This is a genomic window from Mesorhizobium sp. GW821-FHT04C10 (genome assembly GCF_059420305.1).
In genome coordinates this window covers 3,635,942-3,654,427 of the sequence record NZ_JBWKTL010000001.1, presented here as the reverse complement: position 1 = coordinate 3,654,427, position 18,486 = coordinate 3,635,942, and the positions used below count along the sequence as shown (strand labels likewise).

Below are 18,486 nucleotides of genomic sequence, written 5' to 3'. Positions count from 1 at the left end.
ACGCCGGAGACAGCCGCCATGGCCGCGAAATGGGATTTCTGGATCGATCGCGGCGGCACCTTCACCGACATCATCGGCCGTGACCCGCAAGGTGGACTGCATCCGCGCAAGCTGCTTTCGGAAAACCCCGAAGCCTACGCCGATGCCGCCATCCAGGGCATCCGCGACCTGCTCGGCCTTGAATCGGGCGCCACGATCCCATCCGGCCTGATCGGCGATATCAAGATGGGCACCACGGTCGCCACCAACGCGCTTCTGGAACGCAAGGGCGACCGCGTGCTCCTGCTCATCACCAAGGGGTTTCGCGACGCGCTCAGGATCGCCTACCAGGCGCGGCCCGATATCTTCGCCAAGGAAATCATCCTTCCCGAGCAGCTCTATGAGCGCGTCATCGAGATCAACGAACGCGTGCTGGCCGATGGCTGCGTCGAACGGCTGCTCGACATCGCCGCTTGCCGGCCGGCGATCGAGCAGGCGAAGGCCGACGGCATCGATGCCGTCGCAATCGTCTTCATGCATGCCTGGAAATACCCCGACCACGAGAAGGCGGTGGCAAAGGTCTGCCGCAAGCTGGGTTTCAGCCAGGTCTCGGTCAGCCACGAGGTCTCGCCGCTGATCAAGCTGGTCGGCCGCGGCGACACCACCGTGGTCGACAGCTATCTCTCGCCCATCCTGTCACGTTATGTGCAGAGAGTGGCGGGAGAGCTGGGGGCGGCGCGTGAAAGCGAACAAACCCCTCGCCTCATGTTCATGATGTCCTCTGGCGGCCTCACCGCCGCCGACATGTTCCAGGGCAAGGATGCGCTGCTGTCGGGTCCGGCCGGCGGCGTCGTCGGCATGGTCGAGACGGCGAAGCTCGCCGGCTTCGACAAGGTCATCGGCTTCGACATGGGCGGCACGTCCACCGATGTCGCCCACTATGATGGCGAGTATGAGCGCGCTTTCGACACGGAAGTCGCCGGCGTGCGCGTCCGCGCCCCGATGATGCGCATCCACACCGTCGCCGCCGGCGGCGGTTCGATCCTGCATTACGAGGCCGGCCGTTTTCGCGCCGGGCCGGACTCCGCCGGCGCCAACCCCGGCCCCGCCGCCTACCGGCGCGGCGGCCCGCTGGCCGTAACCGACGCCAACGTGATGCTCGGCAAGCTGCAGCCCGATTTCTTCCCGGCGATCTTCGGTCCCGGCCAGGACCAGCCGCTCGACGTCGGAACCGTGCGCGCGAAATTCGCGGCCCTGGCCGCCGAAATCGGCGACGGCCGCTCACCGGAGGCGGTTGCCGAGGGCTTCGTCACCATCGCCGTCGAGAACGTGGCCAACGCCATCAAGAAGATCTCCGTGCAGCGCGGCTACGACGTCACCGAATACCTGCTCAACTGCTTCGGCGGTGCCGGCGGCCAGCACGCATGCCTGGTCGCCGATGCGCTCGGCATGGAGGCGGTGCTTATCCATCCCTTCTCCGGCCTGCTTTCGGCCTACGGGATCGGCCTGGCGTCGGTCTTTGCCTCGCGCCAGCAGGCACTGCTCAAGCCGCTTGCCGAAGAATCCAGAACGGAGATCGGCAGCCTCATCGCCGTCTTGAAAAAGGCCGTCATTGCCGAACTTGTGGCGCAAGGGATCACCGAGGACACGGTTGCGACGAGGCCCGTGCTGCACATCCGCTATGACGGCACCGACACGACACTGCCGGTGAATTTCGAAAGTGACTCGATTTTCCAGGCCAAGCGCGATTTCGAAATAGCCCACAAGGCGCAATTCGGCTTCGTCTATGATGACAAGCCGATGATCGTCGAGACTGTCGGCGTAGAGGGCAGCGAAATCGGCGAGAGCAGCGCGGAAGCCTATGCGCCCGCCGGACCTGCAAGGATTGAAGCCGGCGCTTCTGGAACGCGGCGCATCCACACCGAAGGCCGCTGGCATGAAGCCGGCATTCATCGTCGCGAAAACCTGCGCCCATCCAATCTTGTCACAGGCCCCGCTCTCATCATCGAGCCGAACCAGACCATCGTTGTCGAACCGGGCTGGCGGGCCGAAATCACCAACCTCAACCACGTCGTCATCCGCCGCACCGAAAGGAAGGCGCGGGCAGCCGCCCTCGGCACATCGGCCGACCCGGTCATGCTGGAAGTCTTCAACAACCTGTTCATGTCGATCGCCGAGCAGATGGGTGTCACGCTGCAGAACACCGCCTACTCCGTCAACATCAAGGAAAGGCTGGATTTTTCCTGCGCCGTCTTCGACCACACCGGGGCGCTGGTGGCCAACGCGCCGCACATGCCGGTGCACCTCGGCTCGATGGACCGTTCGGTCGAAACCATCATCCGGCTGAACTCCGGCGACATCCACCCCGGCGACGTCTTTGCCTTGAACGCACCCTACAACGGCGGCACGCATCTGCCCGACATCACGGTGGTGACGCCTGTTTTCGACGATGCCCAAAGGAATATCCTGTTCTGGACGGCCTCGCGCGGCCACCATGCCGACATAGGCGGCACCGCGCCCGGCTCGATGACGCCGCTGGCCACCACGGTCGACGAGGAAGGCGTGCTGTTCGACAATTTCCGCATCGTCGACCGCGGCCGCTTCCGCGAGACGGAGCTGCAGACGCTGCTGACCGATCACCCCTACCCGGCCCGCAATCCGCACCAGAACATCGCCGACCTCAAGGCGCAGATCGCCGCCAACGAGAAAGGCGTCGCCGAGTTGCGCAAGATGGTCGCGCATTTCGGCCTTGATGTCGTCGAGGCCTATATGGGGCACGTCCAGGACAACGCCGCCGAAAGCGTGCGGCGGGTGATCGAGCGGCTGCCGGACACATCGGCCTATGAATATCCCACCGATACCGGCCAGGTGATCAAGGTGAAGATATCGGTCGACCGGCAAAAGCGCGAAGCGACGGTCGACTTCACCGGCACGTCACCTGTCATGAAGAACAATTTCAACGCGCCGGAGCCCGTCGCCCGCGCGGCGGTCCTCTACGCCTTCCGTGTCATGGTCGAGGACATGATCCCGATGAATGCCGGGTGTCTGCGGCCAATCAACATCGTCATTCCCGATGGCTGCATGCTGAAGCCCGCCTACCCCGCCGCTGTCGTGGCCGGCAATGTCGAGACCTCGCAGCATGTCACCAATGCGCTGTTCGGCGCCATGGGCGCGATGGCCAACGCGCAGGGAACGATGAACAATTTGACCTTCGGCAACAGAAAGTACCAGTACTACGAGACGATCTGCTCCGGCTCCCCGGCTGGGCGGATGAACTCCGGCCGCGGCTTTGCCGGCACCTCCGGCGTCCACACCCACATGACCAATTCGCGCCTCACCGATCCCGAGGTGCTGGAACTGCGCTTTCCCGTGGTGCTGGAGGATTTCCACATCCGCGAGGGCTCCGGCGGCAAGGGCAAATGGGATGCCGGCGACGGCACCAAACGCACCATACGCTTCCTCGAGAAGATGGAATGCGCGATCCTGTCCTCGCACCGCAACCGCCCGCCGCAGGGGCTGGACGGAGGCGGCGACGGCGCGGTCGGCTCGACCAAGGTCCGCCGCAAGGACGGGACGGTCGAGGTGCTGAAAGCCTGCGACCAGACCGTGCTGGATGCCGGTGAGGCAGTTATCCTGACGACGCCGACGCCGGGCGGGTTTGGTAAGGCCTGAAACCGTTCGCCGGTCAACTGAGGTCATCACCGTCTATTCGGCGACGATGCTGGCCCAGCAGGTGATTGCGCTGCAGACCGAACTCCACCGTCCGAAACCCTTGTAGATCTGCGCAGCCATGGCTGCTTGTTGCTGGAGCGTCATGCCGCCCGCCTTGATCTGAGGGTCGGAAACATTCCGGATCGCAAGCCAGCGTGGTGCCGCGGCGCCCATCTCCGACGCGACCAATCCAAGGACGGCATCGCCCATTTCCGAAACGGCTCCAAGGCCCTGGAGATGGTAGTGATCGTCGGAGGTGTCGAAGCCAAAGAAATCGGTGGTGACCACACACGATTTCAACGCGCTTGGCGCGGCAACAAAGATCTTTGGCAGCCGGGTGTTGTCCTGCGGCAGCTGCGACGCGTTGGTTTTGAACAGCTGCCGCGCCTTGGCGAAGTATTTGGTCCCGGCGACAGTGCTTGCGTAGTGAAGGCTGGCAAACGGCTCCTTCTTGAATTTGGCGAGACAATCGAAACGAACCAGCGGGCTCACCACAACATCGCCCACCTCGAACTGCTTGCCGATACCGCCGGCAGTTCCTGTTGTGATCACCAGCTTGGGTGTCACTTCCTCGATGACCTGCCGCCAGACCTCAATATTTGGCAGCTTCGGGCCGTCTTGCGACATATGAGAATCGGACTTGAAAACCACGACGGATTTCCCGCCGATGGTTGTCGTCCAGTAGGCCCCGAGACGTTTGGCTTGAAGGGCCGGACACCCAGGCCGCATGTTCTTGGCAATTTCCGCGAACCGGTGGGTATAGGAAAGATAGTCGTCGCGGCTGTCCTTGCCCGGGGTAAGCACCCGGCTCAAGGCATGGCCTTCATCGACGGTCCAGGTCACGACCAAAACGTCGGCTTTGGGCAATGGACCGCCGCTGCTGCCGCCAGCGCTGCCGGCTGTCTGCGGCGCAAGCCCTTGCGGCCACGGAATGTCCTTGTACCGAGACAGGCCCGTGGCTTTTGTAAACGCAAGAAATTGCAGTCCCGGCGAAGATTCAGAGTCGAATTCTATGATCTCTCGCTGGAAATCCTCGGTACCCTTCGCCTTCGCGACAGATGGGATCGCGAAAGTTGTGTCCGGCGGCGGATCACGGAGCGGATCGAACCCAAGGTTTCTCTGAACCCAAGAACGGTCAGCAATCATGACATTTATCCCCCTCGGTATAAGGGGACACCCATAAAGAAAAATAACAAATCACAAGCAAGTGATCACCTCCCAATTATCATTAAGAGATTGAAATATTTTATTGCAAATAATGATTATTTTATTTTTGCAGATACAGAAACTTGTCATTGGAGATATATCGTTACTGTAGATACAGATACCGTTTCGTTGTAACGTATTATTTCAAGTGGCAGGAGGGGGAGGTTTCCATGGCCAACAATGTCACGCCAACTACGGTTCCGACGGGAAGAAAAAGCAGCGGCCTCGGATGGGTAAGGGATCTTCCAGATCCAAGAGACCAGCTATACAGCGCCCCACTCAGCCAATTGAAGGCACTTCCAGCAATAGTAGACCTCAAGCCTGAGTTTCCGGTCTATGACCAGGGCCGCATTGGATCCTGTACTGCCAACGCGCTGGCCGGTGCAGTGCAGTTCGACAGGCTGATGAAGAAGCAAGCGCCCGATTTCGTACCGTCGAGACTCTTTATCTATTACAACGAACGCAAGATCGAAGGTCATGTGGCGAATGACGCGGGGGCGCAGATCAGAGACGGAATAAAAACCCTGCAAAAACAGGGAGTCTGTCCGGAAACTGAATGGCCCTATGACGACACGCCCGCCACCTACGACGGAGGGCCGTTTCCCAAGAATTCCAAACCGGCGACCCAGCCCAAGAAGGGTTGCTACGATGACGCGGGCAAATATGTCATCACCAGCTATCAACGGCTGATCCCAACTCTCAATCAGCTCAGAGGTTGCCTCGCGTCTGGATATCCGTTTGTCTTCGGATTCACGGTGTTCGACAGTTGGTATTCGCAAAATCCCAGACCGGCTACCATTTCCCTGCCCAGCGCAAACGACAGCGTCGTCGGTGGCCATGCCGTGATGTGCGTCGGATACGACAACGCAACCAGTCTTTTCAAAATCAGGAATTCCTGGGGAGCCAATGTCGGCAAGAAGGGTTACTTCTTCATGCCATACGCTTATCTGACCGATGGAAGCATGGCCTCGGATTTCTGGGTGATCAATTCCGTAAAGGCCTAGTATCCGTCACATCGACATTGCCCGTCGAGCACGAAAGGGCATTTGGTCTTGCCTGGACGTGACAACGAGGCCGGCGGCGCGCCGGCCACCATCCTCGCCGAGACCCTGCCAGGGCCTGAACTCAAGTCAACAGGCTGTCACCGGCCTGTCATGACCCTGCGCTACCCGCTTGCGCCAAAGCAAATGGGGAATCACTTTGTCATGACGGACGTCTCCTCGGATCTGGTTTTTCGCCGCGGCAAGGAAGTCGGAAAGGCCGTCTACCAGAACCGCGCGCTTTCCAAAGCCGGCATCTCGGAGCGGCTGTTTGCCCTTCTGTTCTCCGGCCTGGTCTATCCGCAGATCTGGGAAGACCCCGATGTCGACATGGAGGCCATGCAGCTCGGCCAGGGTCACCGCATCGTCACGATCGCTTCAGGCGGCTGCAACATCCTGGCCTACCTCACCCGCTCGCCGGCACGGATCGACGCCGTCGACCTCAACGCCGCGCACATCGCGCTGAACCGCATGAAGCTGGAGGCGGTGCGCCGCCTACCGTCACAAGGCGACCTGTTCCGCTTCTTTGGCGCCGCCGACACCAGCCACAATTCGCAAGCCTATGACCGTTTCATCGCGCCGCATCTCGACCCGGTGAGCCGCCACTACTGGGAGCGCCGCAACTGGCGCGGCATCAGGCGCATCGGTGTCTTCGACCGCAATTTCTACCAGACCGGCCTGCTTGGCCTGTTCATCGCCATGGGCCACCGCACAGCCAAGTTCTTCGGCGTCAACCCGGCCCGCATGATGGAAGCCAGGAACATCGGCGAACAGCGCCGCTTCTTCAACGAGGAACTGGCGCCGGTTTTCGACAAGAAGCTCCTGAAATGGGCGACGTCGCGCAAGGCTTCGCTGTTCGGCCTCGGCATTCCGCCGGCGCAATATGATTCCCTGATCACCTCCGGCGACGGCACAATGGCCAGCGTGCTCAAGGCCCGGCTGGAAAAGCTAGCCTGCGATTTTCCCCTGGAAAACAACTACTTCGCCTGGCAGGCTTTTGCCCGCCGCTATCCAAATCCCGGCGAGGCCGCCCTGCCCGCCTATCTGGAAAAGCAGAACTACGACACCATCCGCGGCAATGTCGACCGCGTCGCCATCCACCATGCCAATCTGATCGAATTCCTGGCCGGCAAGGATGCGGGCACGGTCGACCGCTTCATCCTGCTCGACGCGCAGGACTGGATGACCGATGACCAGCTCAATGCGCTGTGGTCGGAAATCAGCCGCACCGCCTCCACTGGCGCCCGCGTCATCTTCCGCACCGCCGCCGAGCCCAGCCTGCTGCCGGGCCGCGTCTCGACCTCGCTGCTCGACCAGTGGGACTATCAGAACGAGGCGTCGCGCGAATTCTCGGCCCGCGACCGCTCGGCCATCTATGGCGGCTTCCACCTCTATGTGAAGCGCGCGGCATGAGCACGACGGAGCTGCCGGCCAACCATGCCGAACTGATGGACGGCGTCTACCGCTGGCAGCGCCACATCTACGACCTGACCCGCAAATACTATCTGCTCGGCCGCGACCGGCTGATCGATGGGCTGGAGGTACCGGCAGGCGGCACCGTGCTGGAACTCGGCTGCGGCACCGGGCGCAACATCATCCTTGCCGCCCGTCGCTATCCCGATGCCCGCTTCTTCGGCCTCGACATCTCGGCCGAGATGCTGGAGACCGCCGGCAAGGCGATAGACCGCGAAGGCCTGTCCGGCCGCGTCACGCTGGCAAGAGGCGACGCGACCGATTTCGATGCCGCCGCGCTTTACGGCATCGAGCGCTTCGATCGCGTCTTCGTGTCCTATTCGCTGTCGATGATCCCTAGCTGGGAAAAGACGGTGTCGGCGGCCCTTGCGACGCTCGCCCCCAATGGCTCGGCGCATGTCGTCGATTTCGGCCAGCAGGAAGGCCTGCCGGGTTGGTTCCGGGCGATGCTGCGCGGCTGGCTCAGAAAATTCCACGTCACGCCGCGCTCAACCCTGCGCGAAGTCCTGGAATCGGAATCTCGGCGAAACGGCGCAACCTTCCGTTTCCGCACGCTTTATCGCGGTTACGCCTGGCTGGCGGTGATCGGGCCGCGCAACCTTGCCTCCCCCTCGATGGAGGAGGTCGCGCCGAAAGCGCGGGCGGGGATGAAGCGCTAGGCAACCCACCCCGGCGCTGCGCGCCGACTCTCCCCATCAAGGAAGGGTAAAGAGAGCTAGTGCAGCGCCTTCACCAGCGCACCCACCATCGCCTGCGGGCGGTAGCCGAGCTTGGCCGGCGTCAGGCCCAGCCGCACGATCACCAATTGCTCGGAGGGAATGATGGTGACCGTCTGGCCGTCATGTCCCTCCATCCAGTAGGTGTCCTTGGGCAGGCCGGCCGCGACACCGGCACCGGGATTTTCCTCATCGCCCGGCGCCTCGATCCACAACTGGCCCTTGCCGTAGACTTTCGAGGCCGGCGCCGGCTCGCGCATCCAGTCGACGAAGCCGGCCGGCAGGATCTGGTTGCCGTTCCAGACCCCGCCTTGCAGCAGGAACTGGCCGAAGCGGGCCCAGTCATGCCCCGTGGCGTAGAGATAGGATGAGCCAACGAACGTGCCCTGCTCGTCGGTTTCGAGCACGGCGCTGTGCATGCCGAGCGGCTCGAACAGCGCCGTGCGCGGCCATGTCAGCGCCTTCGCCTTGTCGCCGATCGCATCCTGCCACAGCCGCGAGAGCATCACCGCGGTGCCGCTCGAATAGGAAAACACCTTGCCGACCTCGCCCACCAAGGGCTTGGATACGGCAAAGCCCGCCATGTCCGGCTCGAGATAGAGCATGCGCGTGACATCGGCGACGTCGCCATAGTCCTCGTTGAATTCAAGTCCGCTCGACATCGCCATCATGTCGGCAAGGCTGATGGCGGCGCGGCCATCCGCCTTCCACGGCGCGAACAGGCCCTTGTTGTCGACGGCCATCTTGCCGTCCTTGACCAGCGTGCCGATGATGGCAGCGTTCACCGTCTTGGTCATCGACCAGCCAAGCAGTGGCGTCTTAGCGGAAAAACCGTCGCCATAGCGTTCGGCGACGACGCGGCCGTTCTTGACCACGACCACCGCGCGCATGCCGGTACCGGTCAGCGCCGCGTCGTCCAGCAGCTTGCCGATCACCGGATCCTGCGATGCCTCGACCCGCTCGCCCTCGGGCCACAGCGTGTCCTGGCTGGTCGCCGACGGTTCGACATGGACCGCCGTGCGCCGCGCCTTGCCGACATCGCCGTCGGGAATCGAGGCGCAACCCAGTCCATCACGGGAAACCGCCTCGCTCTTGCCCAGGAAGCCAAGCAGACCGGCGGAGACCGTGCCCCGGTTCTTGTCGACCGAGACCCGCATCAGCCGCAGCAGCGGGTGTCCGGGCGCCTGCACGTCGACGGCAAGCACCTCGTTGGGATCGCGCCCGGCTATGAAGACGTTGGAGCAGACGATCTTGGCCGAATAGCCAGAGCCGACGCGAATCAGTTCGGGTGGCGCGATGTAAAGCCAGGCAAACAGCGCGGCGACCGCCAGCACGATCAGGCCAAGCAGCCATCTGACGATCTTGACGACGATCCGCATTCGCATCCTCCCGGGCTGTCGCCCGACCCTTATGTCATCGATTTGCCGCCATTGCTTCCGCAAATCGGGGTACTTGTCGAGCGCCGTCAACGGATTATCAACCATGATCGGCGATCACGGGGGATGCATGCCGCTCAAGACCGCATAGCGGTTTTGAGACAACGACATGCACAGAAATGGATATGCTGGGCGATGCTGTGGGGCGATCGCCTGGAGGGGGCTCGACCAGTCGTCGGCCATCGGTTCACAGACCCATCAGCGACCGGCTGATTCCGGCTTGGAAGTTGCGATGCGCCGTCTTGCGGCCCTTTTCATGCTGACACTGCTTGGCGCCTGCTCGACCGTGGACGATCTCTCGCCGGTGTCGCCGTCCGCCTCCAGCAGTCCGACAGTGGCCGTGCGCGCGCCGCGCTTCGCCGATTCCAAACCGCATGAATGGGACAGTGGCGCGCCCTGGAACTATGCCGTTCACGGCACCGACGTGTCGAAATACCAGACCTCGGTCGACTGGCCGACGGCCAAGGCCAGCGGCATTTCCTTCGCCTTCATCAAGGCGACGGAGGGCGGCGACCGCTTCGATGAGTATTTCAACGAGCATTGGTCGCGCACGAAGGCCGCAGGCGTTCCACGCGCGGCCTATCATTTCTTCTATTTCTGCACTCCGGCCGCCCAGCAGGCACGCTGGTTCATCCAGAATGTTCCCGTCGACCGATCCGCCATGCCGCCGGTCCTCGACATGGAATGGAACCCGAAATCACCGACCTGCAGGTTGCGCCCCGACCCGGCCACGGTGCGCGCGGAAATGACCACCTTCCTCGAAATCGTCGAGCGGCATTACGGCAAGAAGCCGATCATCTACACCTCGGTCGATTTCTTCGACGACAACGAGCTCTCGGGCTTCCGTGGTTACCCCTACTGGCTACGCTCCGTCGCCGGCCACCCGCGCGAGAAGTATGGCAGCCATCCCTTCACCTTCTGGCAGTACACCGGGACCGGCATCGTTCCGGGCATGACCGGCAAGTCCGACATCAACGTCTTCAACGGCAGCGAGGCCGCCTGGAACAAGTGGCTGCGCCAGAACACCCGCTGATATCTGGTTCAACGGCAGCACCGCCTTGGATTAAATCACTCCGGCAGAGTTTCCGTTGAACCGGGTTCAACGGCGGCAAAGCCTTCGACCAAATCACTCCAGCAGGGTTGCCGTTGAACCGGGTTGAACGCCAGCCGAGCCGCCTTGAACAAGCGACTGTGGCAGAAGAACCGTTGACACCGGGCCTGCCGCCTGCTTTTCGACACAGCCAGCGGCAAAGTGTGCAACCGCTGGTAATTCGGGGCGTTGGGCTTCCAGCCGATCACGACAATGCCCTCTTCGTTTCGGAAGGAAGCTGATGCGACTGCGTTCCCAAGCCCTCGCGGCGCTATTCCTGTGCGCTACGGCCCTGCCGGCGATGGCACAGGAATGCGGCGGCGACTTCGAGACCTGGAAACAGGGCGTGGCGGCGGAAGCCAAGGCGGCCGGTGTCGGCGCCGTCGGCCTCGACGCGCTGGAAGATGCAAATTTTGACGAGAGAGCGCTGGCGCGCGACCGCGCCCAGGGCGTCTTCACCCAGACCTTCATCGAGTTTTCCAACCGCATGATCTCCGCCTACCGGCTGAAGCAAGGTGCGGCGAACATGAAGAAATACGCCGACATCTTCGCCCGTGCCGACCAGCAGTTCGGCGTCCAGGCGCCGGTCATCACCGCCTTCTGGGCGCTCGAAACCGATTTCGGCGCCGTTCAGGGCGATTTCCACACGCTGAGCGCACTGGTGACGCTTTCGCATGATTGCCGCCGCCCGCAACTGTTCCGGCAACAGTTGGTGCCGCTTCTGGAACTGATCGACCGCGGCGTACTGCCGGCCGACGTCAAGGGCGCCTGGGCCGGCGAGATCGGCCAGACGCAGATCCTGCCTTCGGACTATCTGGCCCGGGGCGTCGACGGTGACGGCGACGGCAAGATCGACCTGCGCAACAGCGTGCCCGACGTGATCATGACCACCGCCAACAAGGTGCTGTCGCGCGGCTGGAAGCGTGACGAACCCTGGATCCAGGAAGTGCGGGTGCCCGACGAGATGCCCTGGGACCAGACCGGGCGCACCAACAAATTGCCGCTGACACAGTGGGCGCAGTGGGGCGTCACCAATCCCGACGGCTCGCCGCTCGTCGACAAGGGCCTGAAGGCCGGCCTGGCCCTGCCCATGGGCCGCAAGGGGCCAGCCTTCCTGACCTACGACAATTTCGATGTCTATCTCGAATGGAACCAGTCCTTCACCTACGCGCTGACCGCGGCCAATCTCGCCGCGCGGTTCGCCGGCGCGCCGCCGCTTGATCCGCGCAACCCCGAACAAGGCCTCAACAACGACCAGATGAAGGCGCTGCAGACCAAGCTCGAAGCCCGGGGCTACGACGTCGGCACAGTCGACGGCATTCTCGGCACCAACACGCGCGAAGCCATCCGCAAGGAACAGATGCGGCTCGGCCTGCCGGTGGACGGCTGGCCGACACCGGAGCTGTTGGGGAAATTATGAAAAAGTGAGTAGTGAGTAGGGAATAGTCAGTAGGGAATTTCTATATTTTCACTGCTCACTACTCACTATTGCCCTATTCCCTAATCCGCCATCGTCTCCAAGCTCGCGAACCCTTGCGGCGCGTCGCCCTCGTCGAACGGCGTCGTCACCTCGACGAAGGTGTCGGGATAAAAGCCGTTGAAGCGTGTGCGCAGCGACAGCGAGTAGGCGCCGATATGGCCGATCTCGATCCAGTCGCCGGTGTCGACGGTTTCCGGCAGCCAGAATGGCCTGGACAGGATGTCGACGGAATCGCAGGTCGCGCCGCAGACCTTGAACGGCACGATCTTGCTCTCATCGCCATTACGGGTCCTGATCGCCGGATCGGGAATGAAGCGCGCCGGCAGCGTGATCTTGCCGGTCCAGGAATCCGACAGCGATGCCCAGATGCCGTCATTGATGTAGAGCCGCTTGCCCTTGCGCAACAGCACCCGCACGATCAGCGACAGGCAGCGCGCCACGATCACCCTGCCCGGCTCGGCCACCAGCGGCATCTGGTCGAACTGGTACTCTTTCAGGTCACCGGAAAGCCGCGACATGATCTGGCCGAGCGACGGCATCTCGATCTGCTTGCGGTTGGGATCATGGCCGTATTCGGCGGGAAAGCCGCCGCCGACGTCGAGCCCGGCAAGATCGAAGGTCAGCCGGTTGCGCACCCAGTCGGCCGAAGCCAGCGCCCGCTCATAGGTATCTGGATCCTCGATCTGGCTGCCGACATGGAAACACAGGCCCACTCTGTAGCCCGTACGGTTCAGCCGCTCCGCCAGTTCCACGGCATAGGCCGGACCGGCGCCGAACTTCTTCGACAGCTCATAGGCGGCATGCCCCTTGGTCTGCACCCGCACGAACACGCTGACCGAGCCCGGGTCGATGTCGAGTGCCCGCACCACCCGGGTCAGCTTGGTGATCTCGTCCTCGTGGTCGAGCGAGATGACACGGATGGCGTATTTCTCCAGCGCCAGCTTGATATCCGACTGCGCCTTGACCGGGTGCATGTAGAGCATCTCGGCATCGGGCGAGACGGCACGCACGGCCGCGAATTCACCTGGTGAAGCGACATCGAAAGCGGTGACGCCGGCCTCGACCAGCGTCTTCAGCACGATCTGCTCGCCATTGGTCTTGACCGCATAGGCGGTCTTGCCGGGGAACATGCCCATGAACTGCCTGGCATCGGCCTTCAGCACCTGCGGGCGGAAGCAATAGACGGGATCGTCCGGGCGAAGCGCCAGAGCCGCTTCGCGGGCATTCTCGAATCGCTGCATTGACGAATCCTCGACTTCAGCCTGCGCACAATTAATCCAAGCTAGCGGCTAATGAAAACAATTCTGTGTCTCGTGCAACTGACGCAGCGGCGCTAGTTTTGGCGGCGTCGTTTGCCAGCGATCAGGTTTCGGGTGGCCCTTGTCGCCGGAACGGATATGCCTTGTGTCTGACCGGCTGCATCCGGGCCGTCTGGGGAGGACGATAGACATGGCAATAGCCGCGACATCAGCACCGCGCGGACCGATGACGCTTGCCGACTGGGGGCAATTGCTGCTGCTCGGCGCGATCTGGGGTGGCTCGTTCTTCTTCGCCCGCATCGCCGTGGCCGAACTTCATCCGCTGGTGCTAGTGCTGTTTCGCGTCGCCATCGCGGCGATCGCGCTGCAGCTCTATCTCGGCCTGCGCGGCCCCTCGTTCCGCCTTGCCCTTCCACATGCCGGCCTGTTCTTCCTGCTCGCCTTCACCAACAACGTCGTCCCCTTCTCGCTGATCTTCGCCGGCCAGACCCAGCTTGGCGCCGGCGTCGCCTCGGTGCTCAACGCAACCACGCCGTTCTGGACGCTGGTCCTCGCCAACGCGATGACGTCGGATGAAAAGCTCTCCTGGAACAAGCTCGCCGGCATCGCGCTCGGCGTTGCCGGCACCGCCGTGATGATCGGTCCCGGCCTGCTCGCCGGGCTTGGCGGCCCGGTCTGGGCGAAATTCGCGCTGATCGGCGCTTCGCTGTCCTATGGTATTGCGCTGATGGTCGCCCGCCGCTTCAAGGGCGTGCCCTCGCCGGTCATCGCCACCGGGCAACTGACCGCCTCGACCATCATCATGATCCCCATTGTGCTCCTGACCTACGGCCCGGCCGGACTGCTCTCGGCCTCGCCGCCGGTCTGGGCGGCGGTGCTGGCACTGGCTCTCCTGTCCACCGCCTTTGCCTATATCCTCTATTTCAACCTCGTCGCCTCGGCCGGCGCCACCAACGCCTCGCTGGTCACGCTGATCGTTCCGGCCAGTGCCATGCTGCTCGGTTTTCTGTTCCTCGGCGAACGTCTGGAGTTGTTCGAGATCGGCGGCGTTGTGCTGATCGGACTTGGTCTTCTCACAATCGACGGACGCGTCCTTGGAAGGCGGTAGGCTGAACCGCATTGGCGCGAAAATCGAAGTCGGCTTTCGCTGATGTAGCGCTACCATGACACGCTCGCGACACCATCCCGCCACAATTTATTCACAGGTCTGAAGCGGGTTTTTGCCGAGAAGTTTCAACGGCTAACGGCAAAACCGAGGTCGCAATTCTAGCAATTACGTCGCAATGCAGCACATTTTCCGCTTGCCTGTGGCACAAATGGACCTAGACTCCTAGGCATAGCTCTTTAAGAGGAGGCTATGTCATGGGACTCACGAGGCCAATCAACGCATTGATGATTTGTGCTGCGTTTGCTTTCATCGGCGCCCTCATTATGGGCGTCCTTCCCTGAACCCGCCAACCCGGGGAAGACCAGCACCAGATAGTCTAAGCAATTCGAAAGGCCGGGTTTTTACCCGGCCTTTTGCTGTTCAGCCCTGCCTCACGCAGCAGCCGAGCCCGCCACCTCCGCCTCGTGCGAGCGGATGCCGATCATGTGGCAGATGGCAAAGACAAGGTCGGCGCGGTTCATCGTGTAGAAGTGGAAGTCACCCACGCCGCGCTCGACCAGGTCCAGCACCTGCTCGGCGGCGACCGCCGATGCCACCAGCGCATGGGTTTGCGGGTCGTTCTGCAGGCCGTCGAAGCGCTCCGCCAGCCATGCCGGCACCAGCGCGCCGCAGCGCGCCGAGAAATTGGCGACCTGGGTGAAATTGTGCACCGGCAGGATGCCGGGCACGATCGGGATGTAAATGCCGGCGCGGCGCGCGCGCTCGACATAACGTTCATAGAGATCATTGTCGAAGAAGAACTGGGTGATCGCCCGCGTCGCGCCATTGTCGACCTTGCGCTTCAGCATGTCGATATCAGTGGCGAAGTCAGGGCTTTCCGGATGCTTCTCCGGATAGGCCGAGACCGAGATGTCGAAATCGCCGGCGTCCTTCAGCGCTCCGACCAATTCGGCACCGTTGGCATAGCCGTCCGGATGCGGGCGGTAGGCGGTGCCCACGCCGGCGGCCGGGTCGCCGCGCAAGGCGACGAAGCGCTTCACGCCCATATCGGCGAATTCCTGGATCACGGCGTCGACCTGATGGCGGGCGGCGTCGACACAGGTCATGTGCGCGGCCGGCGTGAGGCTCGTCTCGTTCAGGATACGGCTGATCGTGCGCGCCGTGCGCTCGCGCGTCGAACCGCCAGCGCCATAGGTCACCGAGACGAATTTCGGCTTCAGCGGCTCCAGCCTAGTGACCGTGTCCCAGAGGCGCGCCTCCATCTCGTCGTTCTTGGGCGGGAAGAATTCGAAGGAAACCCTGACCTTGTCGCCAATGTCGGGGCGGCGGGAAAAGCGGAACTGGTTCATCAGGCGATTTCCCCTATCGAACTTACTTTGCTCTGCTGGCTGTCATTGGCAGGATCGGCGATCAGCAGGCGCCGGTCGCGGCCAAGCCACAGCTTGACGGTGAGTCTGGCTTCGTTGCCGCCGCGCGGCTCGAACTCCTGGGCATCCTCGAGATCGAGGCCCGCCTCGGCAAACCACTCGCCGATCTGCCGGTCGGAAAAGCCGAGCCTGACATGCGCATGCTCGTCACGCAGGAATTCCAGCGTGTGCGGCGCGAAGTCGACGATCACCAGCCGGCCCGACGGGCGCAACAGCCGCGCCGCCTCGTGGATGGCGCGAGCCGGATCGTCGAGATAGTGCAGCACCTGGTGTATGGTGACGAGATCGAAGGCGTCGCGCTCGACCGGCGGCGAGAAGATATCGCCCTGCCGCACCTGCGCGTTGGAAACGCCGGCCTTGTCGAGATTGGCGCGCGCCACGGTCAGCATTTCACGCGACATGTCGATGCCGACGCCGCGCCGGTAGAGCGGCGAGAAGATTTCGAGCAGCCGCCCGGTGCCAGTGCCAAGATCCAGCATCGACTGGAACGGCCGCTTGCCGACCAGCTTCAGCATCGCGGCCTCGACGGCGCGGTCCGGCACATGCAGCGAGCGGATATGGTCCCAGCTTGCCGCGTTCACCGAAAAATACTCCGCCGCCCGGTCCTGCCGCTTGCGCTTGACCGAGGCCAGGCGCTCGAGATCGCGCTCGACCTGCGGATCGGCGCCGCGAATGCTGGAAACCAGCCCCATGACAAAGTCCCGCGCGGAATCGGCATCCGACAGGCGGAAGAAAGCCCACGACCCTTCCTGGTAACGGCCGATCAGCCCGGCCTCCAGCAAGAGCTTCAGGTGCCGCGAGACGCGCGGCTGCGACTGGCCGAGAATTTCGGTAAGATCGGAAACGGTGAGGTCGCCGCGCGACAACAGTGCCAATATGCGCAGACGGCTGGATTCGGCCGCCGCCTTCAGCGTATCCACCATGGTGTCGAGCGAGACATGCATCCGCGTATTCTCTTTTCAGCGCATCAGGTTTGAAAAAGATATAAACATATGTTTATGTCGATTTTGAAAACCTTGCAAGCGCTATGTCGCTTCCGGACAAGAAAATGCCGCATGTGTGATTTCCCGGTGCATATCGCCCAAAAACGTGTAGCGGTTTCGGGACAATGACAGGCACCGACACAGAGATGGCAGAATGACCGCACCGCGTGAGATGTTCGAGGCGCGCGAAGGTGAGCAGAAGCTGGAACAGGATCCGGCCGCGACGCCCGCGGATGGCGGCGTCGTCTTCATCGGCCGCATCGCCTCGCCATGGACGACACGCGAGAGCTGCCCTAAGAACATGCGCGCTGCCCGCGAGACCGGCCAGCCGGCGGTGCTGACCATCGACGCGCCCTATCGCAGCGGCTTGCAGGGCCTGGAGCGCGCCAGCCACGTCGTCATCCTGTCCTGGCTGCATCACGCGCCGCGGAATCTGATTGTTCAGAAACCGCGCCATGCGGCTGAAGCAAAAGGCGTATTCGGCCTGCGCTCCCCTGCCCGGCCGAACCCGATCGGCCTGCATGTGGCAAAACTTGTCGGGCTCGATATCGCCGCCGGGCGCATCGATATCGAGGCCATCGATGCGCTTGACGGCACCCCGGTCATCGACATCAAGCCTTACTTCGCCTCGACTGACGCCGTGCCGGAGGCGACCATCGAAGGGCGCGAGGAGCGATGACGGCGCCGACCGGCCGCCGCCGCGCCATCGCCAAGGCGCTGACAGCGCTCCTGCCGCTGGGGCCTTATGCCGACATGGAGAAAATTCGTGCCGATGCCGGCTCGGTGCATATGAAGACCTTGCCGCCGACGATCGCGGTGTGGCTGGCGACGATCGCCCACATCCGCCACATGCACACCGATTACGAAAAGCTGCTGGCCGAGGGATATGACCGCGACTCCGCACGCTTCTTCGTCATCGAGCAGACCAACATGGTGCTCACCCGCTGGCGGGCGACACGCCTGCTCGACGCCGACGACGAGGATGAATGAGACGGCAGGTCCGTTTATTTTCGCTTCAGCACGGCGACCGCATTGTAAGGCTGGCCGTCGGCCTGGCCGACCCAGGTCCAGGACAGGTTCCCCTTGAAAAACCGGACGGTGATGTCGCCGCCGTCGATGCATTTGTCCTGGCCGTAAGTGATGCTTTCATGGAATTCAGCGGATGTCCCGTCCCGCGACGTCTGCGACAGCGACCCGCCGCAGCCGAGTGACGGATAGTCGATCGATGCGCCATCATCCCTGATCGTCATGGCGATCGACCAGTCGGCGCCGGCATCACCCGCCGGGCTCTGGTGACCACTGCCGACCCAGGTGCCGGCCAGCGTCTGTGCCGGCACATTCACCGCGCAAGGCAGGTTCTGGAAGATCGGCGTCAGTTCGCTGCCTGTTTTTTCACAGCGATAGGTCTGGCCGTTCTGGCAGAGTTCGTCGCCTTGTTTCACGCATTGCGCGCTGGCTTCGCCCGCGGCGGCGAAAATCATCATGATTGCGATGACGGTCCCAAGCCTGACCATATCCCCCTCCCATTCCAAGCTGCCGGATCATACGGCAACTCCAATCCGATGTATCGGCCAGATC

At 62.7% G+C, this 18,486-nt stretch carries 15 protein-coding genes; 9 read left to right on the top strand and 6 right to left on the bottom strand.

The genetic code is table 11. The features are described 5' to 3' along the window. The first annotated feature begins 18 nt into the window (after positions 1-18). Positions 19-3,651, top strand: coding sequence for a hydantoinase B/oxoprolinase family protein (locus AC07UC_RS17685; RefSeq protein ID WP_494906887.1), 3,633 nt, complete (start codon positions 19-21; stop codon positions 3,649-3,651). Between the two features lie 33 nt (positions 3,652-3,684). Here AC07UC_RS17685 and AC07UC_RS17680 read toward each other — a convergent pair whose 3' ends face one another. After that, positions 3,685-4,836: a phosphorylase family protein gene (locus AC07UC_RS17680; RefSeq protein WP_494906886.1), complete on the bottom strand. Its 1,152-nt coding sequence runs from the start codon at positions 4,834-4,836 to the stop codon at positions 3,685-3,687. A gap of 230 nt (positions 4,837-5,066) precedes the next feature. Between AC07UC_RS17680 and AC07UC_RS17675 the strand changes: the two genes are divergently transcribed. From AC07UC_RS17675 to AC07UC_RS17665, 3 genes are all read left to right on the top strand, one after another. Then, positions 5,067-5,900, top strand: coding sequence for a C1 family peptidase (locus AC07UC_RS17675; RefSeq protein WP_494906885.1), 834 nt, complete (start codon positions 5,067-5,069; stop codon positions 5,898-5,900). A gap of 150 nt (positions 5,901-6,050) precedes the next feature. Next, positions 6,051-7,349 carry a BtaA family protein gene (locus AC07UC_RS17670; protein WP_494908955.1) on the top strand — a complete coding sequence of 433 codons (1,299 nt, stop codon included), beginning with the start codon at positions 6,051-6,053 and terminating at the stop codon, positions 7,347-7,349. Continuing rightward, positions 7,346-8,068 carry a class I SAM-dependent methyltransferase gene (locus AC07UC_RS17665; protein WP_494906884.1) on the top strand — a complete coding sequence of 241 codons (723 nt, stop codon included), beginning with the start codon at positions 7,346-7,348 and terminating at the stop codon, positions 8,066-8,068. Before AC07UC_RS17670 ends, AC07UC_RS17665 begins: the two co-directional genes overlap by 4 nt. 56 nt (positions 8,069-8,124) lie before the next feature. Here AC07UC_RS17665 and AC07UC_RS17660 read toward each other — a convergent pair whose 3' ends face one another. Continuing rightward, the gene (locus AC07UC_RS17660) at positions 8,125-9,504 is read right to left on the bottom strand and encodes a serine hydrolase domain-containing protein (protein WP_202326986.1); all 1,380 of its coding nucleotides are present in this window, start codon (positions 9,502-9,504) and stop codon (positions 8,125-8,127) included. A gap of 289 nt (positions 9,505-9,793) precedes the next feature. Between AC07UC_RS17660 and AC07UC_RS17655 the strand changes: the two genes are divergently transcribed. After that, a complete protein-coding gene (locus tag AC07UC_RS17655) occupies positions 9,794-10,594 on the top strand; it encodes a glycoside hydrolase family 25 protein (protein ID WP_140775781.1) in 801 nt (266 codons plus the stop codon). 298 nt (positions 10,595-10,892) lie between these two features. Next, positions 10,893-12,071 carry a lytic murein transglycosylase gene (locus AC07UC_RS17650; RefSeq protein WP_494906883.1) on the top strand — a complete coding sequence of 393 codons (1,179 nt, stop codon included), beginning with the start codon at positions 10,893-10,895 and terminating at the stop codon, positions 12,069-12,071. Between the two features lie 80 nt (positions 12,072-12,151). Here the strand turns inward: AC07UC_RS17650 and AC07UC_RS17645 are convergent, their stop codons facing one another. Next, entirely contained in the window at positions 12,152-13,372 is a 1,221-nt protein-coding gene (locus tag AC07UC_RS17645) for an alanine racemase (RefSeq protein ID WP_494906882.1), read from the bottom strand. Between the two features lie 208 nt (positions 13,373-13,580). Here AC07UC_RS17645 and AC07UC_RS17640 point away from each other — a divergent pair, with 208 nt between their 5' ends. Continuing rightward, positions 13,581-14,498: a DMT family transporter gene (locus AC07UC_RS17640; protein WP_494906881.1), complete on the top strand. Its 918-nt coding sequence runs from the start codon at positions 13,581-13,583 to the stop codon at positions 14,496-14,498. A gap of 431 nt (positions 14,499-14,929) precedes the next feature. Here the strand turns inward: AC07UC_RS17640 and metF are convergent, their stop codons facing one another. Together metF and AC07UC_RS17630 are read right to left on the bottom strand one after the other, a co-directional pair. Continuing rightward, positions 14,930-15,847, bottom strand: a complete 918-nt coding sequence (gene metF / locus AC07UC_RS17635) for a methylenetetrahydrofolate reductase [NAD(P)H] (RefSeq protein ID WP_140775777.1) — start codon at positions 15,845-15,847, stop codon at positions 14,930-14,932. Further along, positions 15,847-16,869 carry an ArsR/SmtB family transcription factor gene (locus AC07UC_RS17630; protein WP_056573343.1) on the bottom strand — a complete coding sequence of 341 codons (1,023 nt, stop codon included), beginning with the start codon at positions 16,867-16,869 and terminating at the stop codon, positions 15,847-15,849. The genes metF and AC07UC_RS17630 overlap by 1 nt, the downstream gene beginning before the upstream one ends. A 193-nt stretch (positions 16,870-17,062) precedes the next feature. Between AC07UC_RS17630 and tsaA the strand changes: the two genes are divergently transcribed. Both tsaA and AC07UC_RS17620 read left to right on the top strand, forming a co-directional pair. Beyond that, positions 17,063-17,587, top strand: a complete 525-nt coding sequence (gene tsaA / locus AC07UC_RS17625; RefSeq protein WP_494906880.1) for a tRNA (N6-threonylcarbamoyladenosine(37)-N6)-methyltransferase TrmO — start codon at positions 17,063-17,065, stop codon at positions 17,585-17,587. Further along, the gene (locus tag AC07UC_RS17620) at positions 17,584-17,898 is read left to right on the top strand and encodes a DUF2293 domain-containing protein (RefSeq protein ID WP_202326977.1); all 315 of its coding nucleotides are present in this window, start codon (positions 17,584-17,586) and stop codon (positions 17,896-17,898) included. Before tsaA ends, AC07UC_RS17620 begins: the two co-directional genes overlap by 4 nt. Positions 17,899-17,912: 14 nt before the next feature. Here the strand turns inward: AC07UC_RS17620 and AC07UC_RS17615 are convergent, their stop codons facing one another. Continuing rightward, the gene (locus AC07UC_RS17615; protein WP_140775773.1) at positions 17,913-18,422 is read right to left on the bottom strand and encodes a hypothetical protein; all 510 of its coding nucleotides are present in this window, start codon (positions 18,420-18,422) and stop codon (positions 17,913-17,915) included. Between the last annotated feature and the right edge of the window lie 64 nt (positions 18,423-18,486).

Excerpts from the sequence above, each read along its gene's own strand:
- AC07UC_RS17685 (WP_494906887.1), top strand. The coding sequence starts at position 19 with ATGGCCGCGAAATGGGATTTCTGGATCGATCGCGGCGGCACCTTCACC.
- AC07UC_RS17680 (WP_494906886.1), bottom strand. The coding sequence starts at position 4,836 with ATGATTGCTGACCGTTCTTGGGTTCAGAGAAACCTTGGGTTCGATCCG.
- AC07UC_RS17675 (WP_494906885.1), top strand. The coding sequence starts at position 5,067 with ATGGCCAACAATGTCACGCCAACTACGGTTCCGACGGGAAGAAAAAGC.
- AC07UC_RS17670 (WP_494908955.1), top strand. The coding sequence starts at position 6,051 with ATGACCCTGCGCTACCCGCTTGCGCCAAAGCAAATGGGGAATCACTTT.
- AC07UC_RS17665 (WP_494906884.1), top strand. The coding sequence starts at position 7,346 with ATGAGCACGACGGAGCTGCCGGCCAACCATGCCGAACTGATGGACGGC.
- AC07UC_RS17660 (WP_202326986.1), bottom strand. The coding sequence starts at position 9,504 with ATGCGGATCGTCGTCAAGATCGTCAGATGGCTGCTTGGCCTGATCGTG.
- AC07UC_RS17655 (WP_140775781.1), top strand. The coding sequence starts at position 9,794 with ATGCGCCGTCTTGCGGCCCTTTTCATGCTGACACTGCTTGGCGCCTGC.
- AC07UC_RS17650 (WP_494906883.1), top strand. The coding sequence starts at position 10,893 with ATGCGACTGCGTTCCCAAGCCCTCGCGGCGCTATTCCTGTGCGCTACG.
- AC07UC_RS17645 (WP_494906882.1), bottom strand. The coding sequence starts at position 13,372 with ATGCAGCGATTCGAGAATGCCCGCGAAGCGGCTCTGGCGCTTCGCCCG.
- AC07UC_RS17640 (WP_494906881.1), top strand. The coding sequence starts at position 13,581 with ATGGCAATAGCCGCGACATCAGCACCGCGCGGACCGATGACGCTTGCC.
- metF (WP_140775777.1), bottom strand. The coding sequence starts at position 15,847 with ATGAACCAGTTCCGCTTTTCCCGCCGCCCCGACATTGGCGACAAGGTC.
- AC07UC_RS17630 (WP_056573343.1), bottom strand. The coding sequence starts at position 16,869 with ATGCATGTCTCGCTCGACACCATGGTGGATACGCTGAAGGCGGCGGCC.
- tsaA (WP_494906880.1), top strand. The coding sequence starts at position 17,063 with ATGACCGCACCGCGTGAGATGTTCGAGGCGCGCGAAGGTGAGCAGAAG.
- AC07UC_RS17620 (WP_202326977.1), top strand. The coding sequence starts at position 17,584 with ATGACGGCGCCGACCGGCCGCCGCCGCGCCATCGCCAAGGCGCTGACA.
- AC07UC_RS17615 (WP_140775773.1), bottom strand. The coding sequence starts at position 18,422 with ATGGTCAGGCTTGGGACCGTCATCGCAATCATGATGATTTTCGCCGCC.